General features: G+C 73.4%; 13 protein-coding genes. 8 read left to right on the top strand and 5 right to left on the bottom strand.

Annotation, left to right across the window (positions count from 1 at the left end; translation table 11 throughout):
* Positions 1–75 precede the first annotated feature (75 nt).
* On the top strand, positions 76–1,431 hold the full coding sequence (locus VQ02_RS25695; protein WP_048447085.1) for an 8-oxoguanine deaminase: 1,356 nt from the start codon (positions 76–78) through the stop codon (positions 1,429–1,431).
* Between the two features lie 9 nt (positions 1,432–1,440).
* On the opposite strand, the gene VQ02_RS25690 is transcribed toward VQ02_RS25695, so the two are convergent.
* Positions 1,441–2,142, bottom strand: coding sequence for an aspartate/glutamate racemase family protein (locus tag VQ02_RS25690; protein WP_157080810.1), 702 nt, complete (start codon positions 2,140–2,142; stop codon positions 1,441–1,443).
* A gap of 74 nt (positions 2,143–2,216) precedes the next feature.
* Entirely contained in the window at positions 2,217–3,599 is a 1,383-nt protein-coding gene (locus VQ02_RS25685; RefSeq protein ID WP_048447084.1) for a M20/M25/M40 family metallo-hydrolase, read from the bottom strand.
* Between the two features lie 290 nt (positions 3,600–3,889).
* Here VQ02_RS25685 and VQ02_RS25680 point away from each other — a divergent pair, with 290 nt between their 5' ends.
* From VQ02_RS25680 to VQ02_RS25660, 5 genes are all read left to right on the top strand, one after another.
* Positions 3,890–4,411, top strand: coding sequence for a (2Fe-2S)-binding protein (locus VQ02_RS25680; RefSeq protein ID WP_048447083.1), 522 nt, complete (start codon positions 3,890–3,892; stop codon positions 4,409–4,411).
* A complete protein-coding gene (locus tag VQ02_RS25675) occupies positions 4,408–5,421 on the top strand; it encodes an FAD binding domain-containing protein (protein ID WP_048447082.1) in 1,014 nt (337 codons plus the stop codon). The genes VQ02_RS25680 and VQ02_RS25675 overlap by 4 nt, the downstream gene beginning before the upstream one ends.
* An 8-nt stretch (positions 5,422–5,429) precedes the next feature.
* Entirely contained in the window at positions 5,430–7,667 is a 2,238-nt protein-coding gene (locus VQ02_RS25670; RefSeq protein ID WP_048447081.1) for a xanthine dehydrogenase family protein molybdopterin-binding subunit, read from the top strand.
* 80 nt (positions 7,668–7,747) lie between these two features.
* Complete coding sequence (locus tag VQ02_RS25665; protein WP_048447080.1) at positions 7,748–8,644, top strand: alpha/beta fold hydrolase; 897 nt, start codon at positions 7,748–7,750, stop codon at positions 8,642–8,644.
* Positions 8,645–8,704: 60 nt separating this feature from the next.
* Positions 8,705–9,664 carry a PfkB family carbohydrate kinase gene (locus VQ02_RS25660; RefSeq protein WP_048447079.1) on the top strand — a complete coding sequence of 320 codons (960 nt, stop codon included), beginning with the start codon at positions 8,705–8,707 and terminating at the stop codon, positions 9,662–9,664.
* Between the two features lie 38 nt (positions 9,665–9,702).
* Here VQ02_RS25660 and VQ02_RS25655 read toward each other — a convergent pair whose 3' ends face one another.
* The 3 genes from VQ02_RS25655 to VQ02_RS25645 form a co-directional block, all read right to left on the bottom strand.
* Positions 9,703–10,650 (bottom strand): 2-hydroxyacid dehydrogenase, encoded by a 948-nt coding sequence (locus VQ02_RS25655; RefSeq protein ID WP_048447078.1) that lies wholly within the window; start codon positions 10,648–10,650, stop codon positions 9,703–9,705.
* Positions 10,651–10,664: 14 nt separating this feature from the next.
* A complete protein-coding gene (locus VQ02_RS25650) occupies positions 10,665–11,870 on the bottom strand; it encodes a pyridoxal phosphate-dependent aminotransferase (protein WP_048447077.1) in 1,206 nt (401 codons plus the stop codon).
* A gap of 113 nt (positions 11,871–11,983) precedes the next feature.
* Positions 11,984–12,871 (bottom strand): asparagine synthase-related protein, encoded by an 888-nt coding sequence (locus tag VQ02_RS25645; RefSeq protein WP_157080809.1) that lies wholly within the window; start codon positions 12,869–12,871, stop codon positions 11,984–11,986.
* A 314-nt stretch (positions 12,872–13,185) separates the two neighbouring features.
* Between VQ02_RS25645 and VQ02_RS25640 the strand changes: the two genes are divergently transcribed.
* Complete coding sequence (locus VQ02_RS25640; protein ID WP_048447075.1) at positions 13,186–14,202, top strand: 2-keto-3-deoxygluconate permease; 1,017 nt, start codon at positions 13,186–13,188, stop codon at positions 14,200–14,202.
* 2 nt (positions 14,203–14,204) lie between these two features.
* Positions 14,205–15,497, top strand: coding sequence for a four-carbon acid sugar kinase family protein (locus VQ02_RS25635; RefSeq protein WP_048447074.1), 1,293 nt, complete (start codon positions 14,205–14,207; stop codon positions 15,495–15,497).
* Positions 15,498–15,500 lie beyond the last annotated feature (3 nt).

Here is a 15,500-nt window from a genome sequence, read left to right as displayed (position 1 = left end):
GCCGGGCTTGCAAGCCCGGCTTGACCCGCCTCGTCTCGCACGCGCAGCATGCCGCCTTCCCCGCCGGAGCCCCGCATGGCCACGCTTCTCCTGCGCAACGCCGACCGCGTCGTCACCATGGACGAGGCGCGGCGCGAGATCGACGGCGGCTTCGTGCTCGTCGAGGACAACCGGATCGTCGCCGTCGGCGGACCGGAGGCGCTGCCCGAGACCGCCGACACGGTGATCGACCTCGCCGGCCACGTGCTGCTGCCCGGCCTCGTCAACACCCACCACCACATGTACCAGTCGCTCACCCGCGCCGTGCCGGCGGCGCAGGACGCGGACCTGTTCGGCTGGCTGAAGGTCCTCTACCCGATCTGGGCCCGGCTCACGCCCGAGATGGTGCGGGTCTCAGGCCAGACCGCGATGGCCGAGCTGATGCTCTCGGGCTGCACCACCTCGAGCGACCACCTCTACCTCTACCCGAACGGCTGCCGCCTCGACGACAGCATCGAGGCCGCGGACGAGATCGGCCTGCGCTTCCACGCCGCCCGCGGGGCGATGAGCCTCGGCGAGAGCGCCGGCGGCCTGCCGCCCGACGCGCTCGTCGAGGACGAGGCCGCGATCCTCGCCGACACCCGCCGCCTGATCGAGACCTGGCACGACCCCGCGCCCCTCGCGATGCGCCGGATCGTGGTGGCGCCGTGCTCGCCGTTCTCGGTCAGTCCCGGGCTGATGCGGGACGCGGCCGCTCTGGCCCGCGCCTACGGCGTCTGCCTGCACACGCACCTCGCCGAGAACCAGGACGACGTCGCCTACAGCCGCGCGCGCTTCGGCCTGACGCCCGCCGAGTACGCCGCCGATCTCGGCTGGGTCGGGCCGGACGTCTGGCACGCCCACTGCGTCAAGCTCGACGAGGCCGGCATCCGGCTGTTCGCCCGCACCGGCACCGGCGTCGCCCATTGCCCGTGCTCGAACATGCGGCTCGCCTCCGGCATCGCCCCGGTGCCCCGGATGCGCTGCGAGGGGGTGCCGATCGGCCTCGGCGTCGACGGCTCGGCCTCGAACGATGCCGGCCACCTGCTGGGCGAGGCGCGCCAGGCCATGCTGCTGGCCCGCGTCGGCTTCGGCCCGGCGGCGATGACCGCCCGGGAGGCCCTGGAGATCGCGACGCTGGGCGGGGCCCGGGTGCTCGGGCGCAACGACATCGGGGCCCTGAAACCCGGCATGGCGGCCGACCTCGTCGCCTTCGACCTGCGGGGCCTCAGCCTCGCGGGCGCCCGGCACGACCCCGTCGCCGCCCTGGTGTTCTGCGCCCCGCCCGGCGTGGCGCTGAGCGTCATCAACGGGCGGATCGTGGTACGGGATGGGCGGTTGCTGACCGTCGATACGGGAAAGCTGGCCGAGCGGCACAACGTGCTCAGCCGGCGCCTGGTGAACGGCGCGTAGCGGCCCGGGTCACGACCCCGCCAGCGCGAACTCCACCGCCGCCTCGGCGTGGAGCGCCGTGGTGTCGAAGAGCGGCACCGGGCTGTCCTCCGGGCGCACGAGCAGCATGATCTCGGTGCAGCCGAGGATGACGGCTTGCGCCCCGCGTGCGACGAGGCGGGCGATGATCGCCCGGTAGGCCTCGCGCGAGGCCGGCAGCGCCCGGCCCTGGACCAGCTCCTCGTAGATCACCCGGTGGACCTCGGCCCGGTCGTCGGCGTCGGGCACCAGCACGTCGAGGCCGTGGCGCTCCGCGAGGCGGCCCTTGTAGAAGTCCTGCTCCATGGTGAAGGCCGTCCCGAGGAGTCCGACCCGGTGCAGGCCCGCGGCCCGGATCCGCGCCGCCGTCGGGTCGGCGATGTGCAGGAGCGGCAGGCCGATCGCCGCCTGAACCTCGTCGGCCATGCGGTGCATGGTGTTGGTGCAGATCACCACGAAGTCGGCCCCGCCCCGCTCCAGCCGCCGGGCGGCCGCGACCAGCTCGGCCGCCGCCTCGTCCCAGCGCCCCGCGTGCTGCAGCGCCTCGATCTCGCCGAAGTCGAACGACCACATCAGGCAGCGCGCCGAGCGATAGCCCCCGAGGCGGGCCCGGACGGTCTCGTTGATGAGGCGGTAGTACTCGGCCGAGCTCTCCCAGCTCATCCCGCCGATCAGGCCGATGACCTTCTGCACCGCGGGTCCCTTCTCGATGGACGATGTGCGCCGGGACTGCCTGCCGCCGGTCGTCCGACGGCAGGCGCGCCTTCCTACTTCGCCAGGGCCGCCAGGATCCGCGCCCAGCTGCGCGTGCCCTTGTGGAAGCTCTGGAGGTCGTACTTCTCGTTCGGCGAGTGGACCCGGTCGTCGTCGAGGCCGAAGCCGACGAGGAGCGTGTCGAGGCCGAGCGTGCGCTTGAAGTCGCCGACGATCGGGATCGAGCCGCCGGAGCCGATCGTCACCGGCGCTTTGTCCCATTCCTCGGCGAGAGCCTGCTTGGCCGCCTCAAGGGCCGGCATGCCGTGGGGCAGGGCCAGCGCCCGCGAGCCCTTGTGGGTGATGATCTCGACCGAGCAGTCGGCCGGGATGCGCTCCTGGACGAAAGCGCGGAAGTTGCGGTCGAGGGCCTCCGGGTCCTGCTCGCCGACGAGGCGGAACGAGATCTTGGCGCTGGCCTTGGCGGCGATGACCGTCTTGGTGCCCTCGCCGGTATAGCCGCCGATGATGCCGTTGGCGTCGCAGGTCGGGCGGGACTGGATCTGCTCGATCAGCATCCGGTCGCGCTCGCCGGCGGGCTGGTTCAGGCCGACGGTGCCGAGGAAGCTCTCGGGGGTGAGGTTCAAGGAGCGCCACTGCGCCAGCACCTCCTCCGGCGTCTCCGGCACGCCGTCGTAGAAGCCCGGCACGGTCACCCGGCCCTGGTCGTCGTGCAGGTCGGCGATGATGCGCGACAGCACGCGGATCGGGTTGGCGGCGGCGCCCCCGAACAGGCCCGAATGCAGGTCGCGGTCGGCGCAGGTGACCGTGACCTCGAAATAGGCCAGGCCCCGCAGCGACGAGGTGACGGCCGGGGTGTCGCGGTCCCACATCCCGGTGTCGCAGACGAGGGCGAGGTCGGCCGTCAGCTCGTCGCGGTTGGCCGCGACCCATTCCGGCAGGTGCTTCGAGCCGTCCTCCTCGGCGCCCTCGACCAGGATGGTGACGCCGACCGGCAGCTCGCCGTCGATCGCCTTGAAGGCCCGGCAGGCCTCCACGAAGGTCATCACCTGGCCCTTGTCGTCGCAGGCGCCCCGCGCGCTGATGACCTTCCGGCCGTCGGGCAGGGTCGCCATGCGCGGCTCGAAGGGCGGCGTCTCCCACAGCTCGAGCGGATCGACCGGCTGCACGTCGTAGTGGCCGTAGAACAGCACGTGCGGCGCGCCGGGCTTGCGGTAATGCGCGAGCACCACCGGGTGGCCGCCGGTCTCGCGCAAGGACGCCTCGAAGCCCATCGCCGCGAGGTCGCCCTTCAGCCACTCCGCCGCCTTCCGGCACTGCGCGGCGTAGGCCGGATCGGTCGAGATCGACTCGATGCGCAGGAAGGCGAACAGCCGCTCCAGCGAGTTGTCGAGGTCGCGGTCGATGTCGTTGAGGATCCGGTCGGGCGCGGCCATGCGGTGTCTCCGGTCTAGCCGGCCCACGGGGCCGGGCTTTCACGGTATCACTAGCTCAGCGGGCCGGCCGCCAGAAGCCGCGCCGTGCGCAGCCGGCAGCCGCCGAGCCGCCTCCGGCGCATACCGCCCCGACATTTGCCTGCGACCACCCGACCGTCCGTCCGCCATACGCCCTCGGGGGAACGCCCGTACCCTGGAACGGTTATCGGGTATGCCGCCCGGCCGGAGGCCATGCGCCGCCCTCGGCGCGCGCCGGTGCGGGCCCCCTCCTCTGGATCGATGGCAGGCCCATGCTGAGCGAAAGCGGCACCTCCGCCCCACCGGGGACGATTCCCGTCACCCTCACGGTCAACGGGCAGGAGCGCCGGCTCCGGGTGGCGCCCTGGACCACGCTCCTCGACCTCTTGCGCGAGGAGCTCGACCTCACCGGCACCAAGAAGGGCTGCGATCACGGTCAGTGCGGCGCCTGCACGGTGATCGTCGACGGCAAGCGCATCAATTCCTGCCTGGCGCTCGCGGTGCAGAAGGATGGCGCCACGGTCACCACCATCGAGGGGTTGTCGATCGGTGCCCTCCACCCGGTCCAGGCCGCGTTCCTGGAGCACGACGCCTTCCAGTGCGGCTACTGCACGCCGGGCCAGATCATGTCGGCGGTGGCGCTGATCGAGGAGGGCCGCGCCCGCTCGCGCGAGGAGATCCGCGAGCACATGAGCGGCAACATCTGCCGCTGCGGCGCCTATTCCAACATCGTCGACGCGGTCGAGGACGTTCTGAAGAACAAGGCGTCGTCCTTCAAGGAGGCCGCGGAATGAACCGGTTCGACTACACCCGCGCCGGCACCGTGCAGGAGGCCGTGCAGGCGCTGGCCGCCGATCCGGCGGCGCGCTTCATCGCCGGCGGCACCAACCTCGTCGACCTGATGAAGTACAACGTCGAGCGGCCCGCCCGGCTCGTCGACATCACCCGCCTGCCGCTCGACGAGATCGTCCAGCACGACGGCGGGTTGCGGATCGGGGCGCTGGTGCCGAACGCCACGGTGGCATATGACCCGCTCGTCAACGAGCGCTACCCGCTGCTCGCCAGCGCGCTCCTCGCGGGGGCCTCGCCGCAGCTGCGCAACGCCGCCACCACCGGCGGCAACCTGCTGCAGCGCACCCGCTGCTACTACTTCTACGACGAGGGCACGCCCTGCAACAAGCGCGAGCCCGGCAGCGGCTGCCCGGCGATCACCGGCGTCAACCGCATCCACGCGATCCTGGGCGCCTCCGAGACGTGCATCGCCACGCACCCCTCCGACATGTGCGTGGCGCTGGCGGCGCTCGAGGCGACCGTGCAGGTCGAGGGGCCGAACGGGCGCCGCGCGATCCCCTTCTCCGAGTTCCACCGCCTGCCGGGTGACGAGCCGCAAACCGACACCACGCTCCGGCACGGCGAGATCGTGCTCTCGGTCGACCTGCCGGACGAAGACTTCTCCACGCACTACACCTACCTGAAGCTGCGCGACCGGCTTTCCTATGCCTTCGCGCTCGTCTCGGTCGCCGCCGCCCTGGAGATGGACGGCGACACGATCCGCACCGCGCGCCTCGCGCTCGGCGGCGTCGCCCACAAGCCCTGGCGCAACCCGGAGGCCGAGGCGCGCCTCGCCGGCCGGCCCGCCTCGCCGGAGGCCTTTCGCGAGGCCGCGGACGTGATCCTGGCCGAGGCCCGGCCCTACGCCCACAACGCCTTCAAGGTCGAGCTGGCGCGGCGCGCCATCGTGCGGGGCCTGTCCCAGGCCGCCGCCGCCACGCCCCAGTCCCAGACCGACAAGCGCATCGCCTGAGGTAACCCATGGCCACCCCCTCCCGCGTCGTCGGCACCGCCCAGAGCCGGATCGACGGCCCCGCCAAGGTGACGGGCGCCGCGAAGTACGCCGCCGAGTTCACCGCCCCCGACCTCGCCCACGGCGTCGTGGTCTCGAGCGCGATCACCAAGGGCCGCATCACCGCGATCGACGCGAGCGCCGCCGAGGCGGTGCCCGGCGTCATCAAGGTGTTCACCCACGAGAACAAGCCGCGCACCGCCTGGCTCGACTACAATTACCGCGACCAGGTCGCGCCCCCCGGCTCGCCGTTCCGGGCGCTGAACGGGCCCGAGATCGTCTATGGCGGCCAGCCGGTGGCGCTCGTGGTGGCCGAGACCTTCGAGCTCGCCCGCTACGGCGCGACGCTCGTCAAGGTGACCTATGCCGAGGATGTGCCGAACACCGACCTCGAGAAGAACCGCGACGCGGCCTACGTGCCGCCGAAGAAGCGCTCCGGCATCAAGCCGCCGCCGGACCCGCGCGGCGATGCAGGCAGCGCCTTCGACGGGGCGCCGATCCAGCTCCGGCAGGAGTACAAGCAGCCGATCGAGCACCATAACCCGATGGAGCCGCACGCCTCGACGGTGGTCTACGAGGGCGAGTCCAAGCTCACCATCCACGACAAGATCCAGGGCGTGAACAACACGCAGGGCTACGTCTGCAGCGTGTTCAACCTCAAGCCCGACGACGTGCGGGTGATCACCCCTTACGTCGGCGGCGCGTTCGGTTCGGGCCTGCGGCCGCAATACCAGCTCTACCTCGCGGTCTCCGCCGCCCTCGACCTCAAGCGCTCGGTGCGGGTGGTGCTGACCCGCGACCAGATGTTCACCTTCGGCTACCGGCCGGAGACCTACCAGACCGTGGCGCTCGGGGCCGACAAGGACGGGCGGCTCCAGGCATTGACGCACGACGCGGTCGCCGGCACCTCGACCTTCGAGGACTACCAGGAGACCGTCGTCAACTGGTCGGGCCTGCTCTATCACTGTCCCAACGTCGCGTTCGACTACAAGCTCGCCAAGATCGACACCTACACCCCGTCCGACATGCGGGCGCCGGGGGCGTTCACCGGCGTCTTCGCCCTCGAATCGGCGATGGACGAGCTCGCCTACGCCACCGGCGTCGACCCGCTGGAGCTGCGCCTGCGCAACTACGCCGAGCGCGACGAGGGCGAGGGCAAGGAGTTCACCTCGAAGGCGCTGCGCGCGGCCTACGAGCAGGGCGCGGAGCGCTTCGGCTGGGGCAAGCGCAAGGCGGAGCCGCGCTCGATGCGCGACGGGCGCGAGCTCGTCGGCTGGGGCATGGCGACCGGCGTGTGGGAGGCGATGATGCAGCAGTCGAGCGCGAGCGCCACGCTCACGCCCGACGGCAAGCTCGAGATCGCCTGCTCCACCGCCGATCTCGGCACCGGCACCTACACCATCCTGGCCCAGGTCGGTGCCGACGCGCTCGGCCTGCCCCTCGACCAGGTCACCACGCGCCTCGGCGACACCGCCCTGCCGGAGGCGCCGCTCGCCGGCGGCTCCTGGACCGCGGCCTCCTCGGGCGCCGCCGTGCAGGCGGCCTGCCGCACAGTGGCCGAGACGCTCTTCGGCTACGCCCGCGGCATGGCGAACTCGCCGCTCGCCAACGCCGACTTCGCCCACGTCACCTTCGCGGACGGCGAGATCCGGCTCCAGAACGATCCGGACCGCAAGGTCGGGATCGCCGAGGCGATGCGGGCGGGCGGCGCCGAGACCGTCGCGGCGACCGAGACGGTCAAGCCGAGCATGCTCACCAACATGCGCTTCTCGGCCTACACCCACTCGGCGGTGTTCGCCGAGGTGAAGGTCGACGAGGAGCTCGGCGTGGTCCGGGTGACGCGGGTGGTCAGCGCCATCGCGGCCGGCAAGATCCTCAACCTCAAGACCGCCCGAAGCCAGATCCTCGGCGGGGTGGTGATGGGGATCGGCGCCGCGCTGGAGGAGGAGTCGATGCTCGACCACACCCTCGGCCGGATCATGAACCACAATCTCGGCGAGTACCACGTGCCGGTGAACGCCGACATCCACGACATCGAGGTGCTCTTCGTCGACGAGCACGACGACAAGGCCAGCCCGCTCGGTGTCAAGGGCCTCGGCGAGATCGGCATCGTGGGTGCGGCCGCCGCGGTGGCGAACGCGGTGTTCCACGCCACCGGCAAGCGGATCCGCGAGCTGCCGATCACCATCGACAAGATCATCGGCTGACCCATCTCGTCACCTGAAGGGGAGCAAGGGGCGGGGCCTTCGCGGGCGCCGCCCCTTACGTGTGTGACGGGAGTACTGCCATGGACGTCAACAGCGTCACCGCCGGTGAGGTCGAGATCACCTACGAGGCCTCGGGCCCCGACGAGGGCCAGCCGATCCTGCTGCTGCACGGCTGGCCGGACGATCCGCGCACCTATGACGGCGTGGTGCCGAAGCTGAACGCCGCCGGCTGGCGCACCATCGTGCCGTACTGGCGCGGCTGCGGCCCGACCAAGTTCGTCAACCCGGACGGGCCGAAGGCCGGCGAGACCGCGGCGCTGGCCACCGACATCCTCGCCTTCATGGATGCGCTCGGCTTCTCGCGGCTCCCGGTCGTCGGGCACGATTGGGGCGGGCGCGTCGCCTACCTGCTCGCCGCGGCCCGGCCGCAGCGGGTCGCCTCGATCGCCGCCCTCTCGGTGCCGTGGGCGCCCGGCCGCATCGGCGTGCCGCCGCTGTCGCAGGTGCGGGCCTTCTGGTACCAGTGGTTCATGAATACCGAGCCGGGCGCCGCCTTCGTGCGCGAGAACCCGACCGCTTTCGCCCGCGAGCAATGGGTGGCGTGGAGCCCGCCCGGCCCCTGGTTCACCGACGACACCTTCGGCAAGACCGCCCCGTCGTTCCAGAACCCGGACTGGGCCGCGGTGACCCTGAACTTCTACCGCTCGCGCTGGGGCGCCGACGCGCCGGACCCGCGCTTCGCCGCCTTGGCCCAGGAGGCGGAGGCGGCCCGCAGCATCGCGGTGCCGACCCTGGTGATCCACGGCGGAACAGACACTTGCCTGCTCCCGGCCTCTTTCGCCGGACAGGAGCAGTACTTCACCGGCCCTTACCGGCAGGTGGAGCTGGACGGCGTCGGCCACTTCCCGACCCGCGAGGCGCCCGACCGGGTGGCGGAGGCGCTGCTCACCCATCTGGGCGAGGTCGGGCAGCATTAGGCGTGTCGAGATAGGGCACGACGGCGGCGCGCCGCCCATGGGCCGCCCGAGGAGGCTCCGATGATCCTGGTCTGCGGCGAGGCGCTGATCGACCTGTTTGTCGAGACGGGCCGCCCGAACCCCGAGCGCGGCGGCCTGCCGGCCCTGGCGGTGGCCGGGGGCTCGCCGTTCAACCTGGCGATCGGCCTGCCCCGGCTCGGGGTGGCGAGCGGCTTCCTCGGCGGCCTGTCGGGAGACGCCTTCGGGCGGATGCTGGCGGACAGGCTGTCGGCGGAGGGCGTCGATCTCTCCCTTGCGAAGGAGAGCGCCCGGCCGACCCCGCTCGCCATCGTGTCGACCGGGCCGGATGGGCACCCCGCCTACACGTTCCACGCCGAGGCCTGCGCCCATGCCGACCTCGCGGTGGCCGACCTGCCGGCAATGCTGCCCGAGTCCGTCCGCGCCGTCGCGATGGGCTCGTTCTCGCTCGTCGCGGAGCCGGTCGGCTCGGCCTACGCGGCCCTCGCCGCCCGGGAGGCGCGGCGGCGGGTCATCAGCCTCGATCCCAACCTGCGCCTCGGCCTGATCCCGGATCTCGGCCGCTGGCACGCGCGGTTCGACGCCCTCGTGCCGTACGCCGACATCGTCAAGCTCTCGGACGAGAACCTGCGCGCCGCCTACGGGGCGGGCGCCGCCGAGGGCGAGATCGCGGCACGCTGGCTCGCGGCGGGGGTGGCCCTCGTCGTCGTCACCGCCGGCCCCGACGGCGCGCGGGCCTACCGGTCCGGCGGGCCGATGATCGCCGTGCCGGGGCGCAAGGTCGCGGTGATCGACACCGTCGGGGCCGGCGACAGCTTCCACGCCGCGCTGCTGGCGCGCCTCGCGCGGGACGGGCGGCTGACCCGGGCGGCCCTCGCGGCCCTCGACGGCGAGGCGATCGGCGCCCTCGTCGCCGAGGCGGTGGCGGCCGCGAGCCTCACCTGCACCCGTCTCGGCGCCGACCTGCCGACCCTTCGGGCGCTGCGGGCGGTCACGGCCTGAGCGGCCTCACGGCGCCCCGCGCCGCCGGGAGGCCGCGCTCAGTACCCCCGCCCGACGTCCACCGCCGCCGGGATCCGGCCCGTCTCGCGATAGGCCCGGACGTTGCCGGCGACGACGGCCGCGGCGCTGCGCGGGGTGGTCGGGCCGGAGATGTGGGGCAGCACGGTCACGCCGGGGTGGCGCCACAGCGGCGAGCCCGGCGGCAGCGGCTCGACCTCGAACACGTCCAGCACCGCGTGCGAGAGCTGCCCGGCATCGAGCGCCGCCAGGAGCGCGTCGGTCGCGACGATCGGCCCGCGGCCGAAATTGATCAGGCCCGCGCCCGGCTTCGTCGCGGCGAGCCGCGCGGCGTCGAGGAGGCCGCGCGTCTCCCCGGTCAGCGGCAGCAGGCAGACGACGATGTCGCTCTGCGCCAGCAGGGACGGCAGGCCGTCCGCGCCCGAGAAGCCGGCGACGCCGGGCGGCAGGGCCTTGGGCGAGCGGCTCCAGGCCGCGACCCGGAAGCCCGCCTGCGTCAGCCGCTCCGCCGCCGCGGTGCCGAGGGCGCCGAAGCCGAGGAGCCCGACATGCGTCTCCGCGGGCGGGCGGTAGGCGAGCTGGCGCCAGGTCCCGGCCTCCTGCTGGCGCCGGTAGGCCGGCATGTCGCGCTGCAGGTAGTAGGTCCAGGCCAGCACCGCCTCGGCCATGGTGCGGGCGAGCTCGGGATCGATCAGGCGGATGATCGGCGCAGCCCCGGTCCCCAGGTCGCGGACCAGGCGCTCGACCCCGGCCCACAGGCTCTGGATCCAGGCGAGGTTCGGCAGGCGCGCGACCTCGGCGGGGTCGGGATTGGCCACGATCGCGATCCGCACCGCCTCGCGCGCGCCGGCATCCAGGGTCCGGAACGGGCGGATGCTCTCCTCGGGCAGGGCCTCGGCGAGGGCTGCCAGGAAGTCCGCCTCCTCCTCAGCGTCGAGGGTGCCGAGAAACGCGATCGGCTCGGGCATCGGTCCCTCCTTGTTCAGCGGCCGAGGACGGCGGACAGGCGCGCCACCGCCTCCCGGGCGAGGCCCGGGCTGATGGCGAAGCAGAGGCGGATGAACCCCTCCCCTTCCGGCCCGAAGGCGGTGCCCGGCGCGACGCCGACCTTGGCCTCGTGCAGGAGCCGGAAGGCGAGGTCGAGGCTGGTTTCCGCGCGCGGGGTTCCGGGGCCGGTGACCCGGGCCATCAGGTAGAAGGCGCCCTCCGGCACCGACACGGTGACGCCGGGCAGGCGCGACAGGCCCGCGACCAGGATCTCCCGGCTTTCGGCGCAGCGGCTCACCATCTGGCGGATGAAGCCGTCGCCCTCCTCCAGAGCCGTCACCGCGGCGTGCTGGATGAAGGTCGGGATCGAGGTGGTGTTGTACTGGCCGAGCTTGGCGAAGGTGGGGCCGAGCCCGCGCGGGCAGACCAGCCAGCCGGCGCGCCAGCCGGTCATCGCCCAGTTCTTCGAGAAGGTGTTGGTGACGATCAGCCGGTCGTCCTCGGTGCAGATCTGCAGGAAGGACGGCGCGATGGCGTTGCCGTAGGTGAAGTGGGCGTAGACCTCGTCCGAGACGATCCACAGCCCCCGCGCCCGGGCGAGGTCACGCAGCGCCTTCATCTCGTCGAGCGGCATGGTCCAGCCGGTCGGGTTCGAGGGCGAGTTCACCACCACGGCGCGGGTGCGCGGGGTGAGCGCCGCCTCGATGTCGGCGAGCGGCAGGGCGAAGCGCCCGTCGCCTTGCACCCGGTAGGGCACCGTCACCGGCACGCCGCCGGTGATGCGCACGGCTTCCGCCAGGTTCGGCCAAGCCGGCGAGGGGATGACGATCTCGTCGCCGGGCTCGAGCAGGGCCTGCGCCGCCTGCATGATCGCGTTCATGCCCCCGGCCGTGACGGCGAAGCGCTCCGGCGGCACCTCAACGCCCCAGTGCCGGGCGTGGTAGGCGCTCAAGGCCTCGCGCAGGCGCGGCAGGCCGAGCGAGGTGGCGTAGCGGGTGTGGCCGGCCAGCATCGCCTGGTGGGCCGCCTCGACGATGAAGGGCGGCGTCGGCAGGTCGCCCTCGCCGATCCACAGCTTGACCACCTCGGGATCGTCCCGGCCCCTGTCGGCGACGAGGCCGATCTGGCTCGTGCCGACCCCGCGCATCCGGGCTGAGAGCGCGCCGGAGAGGTCCGGCGGGGTGGTGTCCGCGATGCTCATCGGTGGCTCGTGCCCTCGTGCGGCGCCCGGGCGGCGGGCGGGAATGGGCGTCCTCCATACCAGAGCCGCAGCAGGGCGCGAGGGCCGCCCGCGCATGGCGGGCCCGAGCGCCGTCAGCGCAGGGGAGCCGGTCCCGGCGCCGGCCGCTGCGCCAGGTGGCAGGCGACATTCAGGCATGTCACGGCCGTGAGGGCTTGCCGGCGCCAGGGCCGGGCCTCGTCGGCCCGGCTGCGCATCCGCTGGAGCGCCTCGTCCGGCTCGGGCACGAGGGCCAGTCCCTCGCCGATCGCGTCGAGGTCGAACAGCGCGGAGACGGCGGGCGGCGGTTTCGCGCGCAACTGCTCCAGCGCGGCGAGCAGGGCCGGCTTGGCCGCGGCGGAGCGGGTGATCCAATCGCCGGATCGCCCCACCTTGTGCCGCGACAGCTGGACCCGATCGGGCAGGATGCCCTCCATGGCGATGCGGAAGGGCTGGCGGCTCAGCCCGTCCGCCAGGACGTGCGAGATCGGCAGGGACAGCGCGAAATCCACCACGCGGCGGTCGAGGAGCGGGAGGCTGACCGCCGGCCCCTGCCGCGCCGCCGCGATCGCGGAGTACGTGCAGCGCGAGGGGATGTGGTGGTCGCAGAAGGCGCGCACGCGGTCGGCGGGCGTGTCGTCCTGCAGGACCTGCAGCATGCGCCGTCGGCTCACGGCGTCGAGAATGGCCGGGTTGAGGACGCGCGCCCGTGCTCGCCAGGCGTCCGAGAGGAGGAGACGGCCGTGCCTCCGCAAGACGAGCCGCCGCAGGCGCGCGGGCAGGAACGGCACGAGCAGCCGGCCGCGGATCGTTCGGCCCAGGGAGATGCCGTCGCGCCGCGCCCGGGCCGGCACTTCCCGCAGCAGGGTTCGGAGCCGCCCCTCGCGCGGGAGCCGGGCGTAGAGGTCGGCCCCGTTGTAGCTGGCGCCCTCGTCGTCGCCGTCACCGGCGTCGTCGCCCTCGGCATCGTCTTTTCCGCTCACCCGCCTCGCGATCCTGGCGATGATCGCCGTCGAGGCCACCCTCATGGGATTGCGGCGCACGAGCCGGCGCCCGGCGGCCTGATACGCCGGTCGGGACGGAGCGGCCGTCGGGAACGACGACGCGCTGGAGGTCGTCGTCGGCGAGCCGGTCGACCGGCTCGCAGGCCTCACCCCGCTCGGTATGGTGCTCCAGCCCCGCCATCCGCGCATATCGCGCAAGCGGGCGGTTGACGCCCGCCATCGATTGCGCGAATCAGGCGCTAACGGCCGGCAAATCGCGCATCTCATCGCGCGATCCGCGCAAGGAGGAACGCATGGGAGAGGTTCGGATCAAGCGCGCGATCGAGCGCGTGCCGGGCGGGATGATGGTGGTGCCGCTGCTCGTCGGCGCGGTGATCGCCACCCTGTTTCCGGGGACCCCGAAGGTGTTCGGCTCGTTCACCGGGGCCTTGTTCACCGGTGCGCTGCCGATCCTGGCGGTGTTCTACGTCTGCATGGGCGCGAGCATCGACTTCCGGGCGACGCCCTACATCGTCAAGAAGGGCGGCACCCTGCTCGTCGTGAAGGTCGGCATCGCGATGATCCTCGGCGTCGTCTTCGGCCGCCTGATCGGCGAGGCGCCGGTCACGGGCGGGCTGTTTGCTGGCCTCTCGACGCTGGCGATCGTGGCCGCCATGAACGACACCAACGGCGGCCTCTACATGGCGTTGATGGGCCAGTACGGCCGGCCCCGGGACGTCGGCGCCTACACGATCATGTGCCTCGAATCCGGCCCCTTCCTCACCATGGTGACGCTCGGCGTCGCCGGCCTGTCGGCCTTTCCGTGGCAGACGATGGTCGGCAGCATCCTGCCGCTCCTCGTCGGCATGATCCTCGGCAACCTCGACCGGGAGATGCGCGACTTCCTCGGCCGCGCCGTGCCGGTGATGATCCCGTTCTTCGCCTTCGCCCTCGGCACCGGGCTCGACCTGACCAAGATCTGGCAGGCGGGGCTGCTCGGCCTCGGCCTCGGCGTCGCGGTGGTCGTGATCACCGGCATCCCGCTCTTCCTCGCCGACCGGCTCACCGGCGGCACGGGGGTGGCCGGCGTCGCCGCCTCCTCGACCGCCGGCAACGCCGCCGCAGTCCCGGCGATCATCGCGGCGGCCAACCCGGCCTATGCCGACGCCGCCGCGCCGGCGACGGTGCTGGTGGCGGCGACCGTCGTCGTCACCGCGATCCTGACGCCCCTCGCCACCGCCTGGACGGCGCGCCGCTTCGGCGAGCCGGAGGCGCAGCGGGCGGAGGAGCCGGCCGCGCCGGAGGCCCCGCCCCTCGCGGGGCGCGCCTGACCATGGCGCGCCGCTGGCTCGTCCTCGCCGACGACCTCACGGGCGCGGCCGACTGCGCCATCGCCTTCGCCCGGCGCGGCCTGTCCGCCTCGGTGCAGTGGGGCGCGGCGCGGGGCGGGGCGGAGGACGACGTCCTCTCCCACGACGCCGACAGCCGCCAACTCGGCCCGGAGGCGGCGGCGGCCCGTCACGCCGCCCTGATCGACGGGCTGCACGATCCCGACCGGTCGGTGTTCAAGAAGATCGACTCGACCCTGCGCGGGCAGCCGGCGGCCGAGCTCGCCGCCACCCTCGCGGCGCTGCGCCGGCGCAGCGGGGCGGCGTTCGGGATCCTGGCGCCGGCCTTCCCGGCCACCGGGCGGACCACCCGGGCGGGGCGGGTCGAGGTCGAAGGCCGCCCCCTCGAGGAGACGGAGCTCTGGCGCCGGGACCACACCTACCCGACGGGCTCCCTGCCCGCGATGCTGGACGCGGCCGGCATCCCGGGCGCGATGATCGATCTCGCGACCGTGCGGGCCGGAGCGGACGCCCTGCGGGACGCCCTCGCCGGCGCCGCCGCGCGGGGGAACGCCGTCGCCATCCTGGACGCGGAGCACGACGACGACCTCGGGCGGATCGCCGATGCGGGCCTGGCCGCGGCGGGTCGCGCGCCGGGCGGGCCGGAGGGGCTGCTCTGGATCGGCAGCGCCGGGCTCGCCCACGCCCTGGCGGCGGCCGGGGCCGCGCCGGCCCGGGCCGGGCCGGCGCCGTCCCTCGCGGGCGAGGGCGGCACCCTCGTGGTGGTCGGGAGCCTCGCGGCGACCTCCCGGGCGGCGGCGCGCCGGCTCGCGGACGAGCCGGGGCTGCGCCACGTTCCGGTCGCGCCCGGGCTGCTGCTCGACGCCGATCGGCAGGCGGAGCGGGCGCGCTGCCGCGATGCCGTGGCGGCGGCCCTTCGCGCCGGGGACGACGTGCTGGTCGAGGTCGCGGTCGGCGCGTCTCCGGACCTTGTCCTCGGGCCGCGCCTCGCCGCCGCCCTCGGCGCGCTGCTCGCACCAGCGGCGCCCCATCTCGGCGGCCTGGTGGCCACCGGGGGCGAGACCGCCGCGGCGCTCCTCGGCCATTTCAGGGTCGACGGGATCAGGCTCGTCGACGAGATCGAGCCCGGCGTCTCCCTCGGCCTCACCCGGGGCGGGCTCGCCGTGCCGATCGTCACCAAGGCCGGCGCCTTCGGGAACGAGGGCACGCTGGTGCGCGCCGTCCATCACCTGCGGGCCGCCCGCACCGGCGGGACTGCCGGGGGTGGTTCCGCTTAGTTT

The sequence above is a fragment of the Methylobacterium variabile genome, assembly GCF_001043975.1.
GTDB classification, from domain to species: Bacteria; Pseudomonadota; Alphaproteobacteria; order Rhizobiales; family Beijerinckiaceae; genus Methylobacterium; species Methylobacterium variabile.
This window is presented reverse-complemented; position numbering and strand designations above follow the sequence as displayed.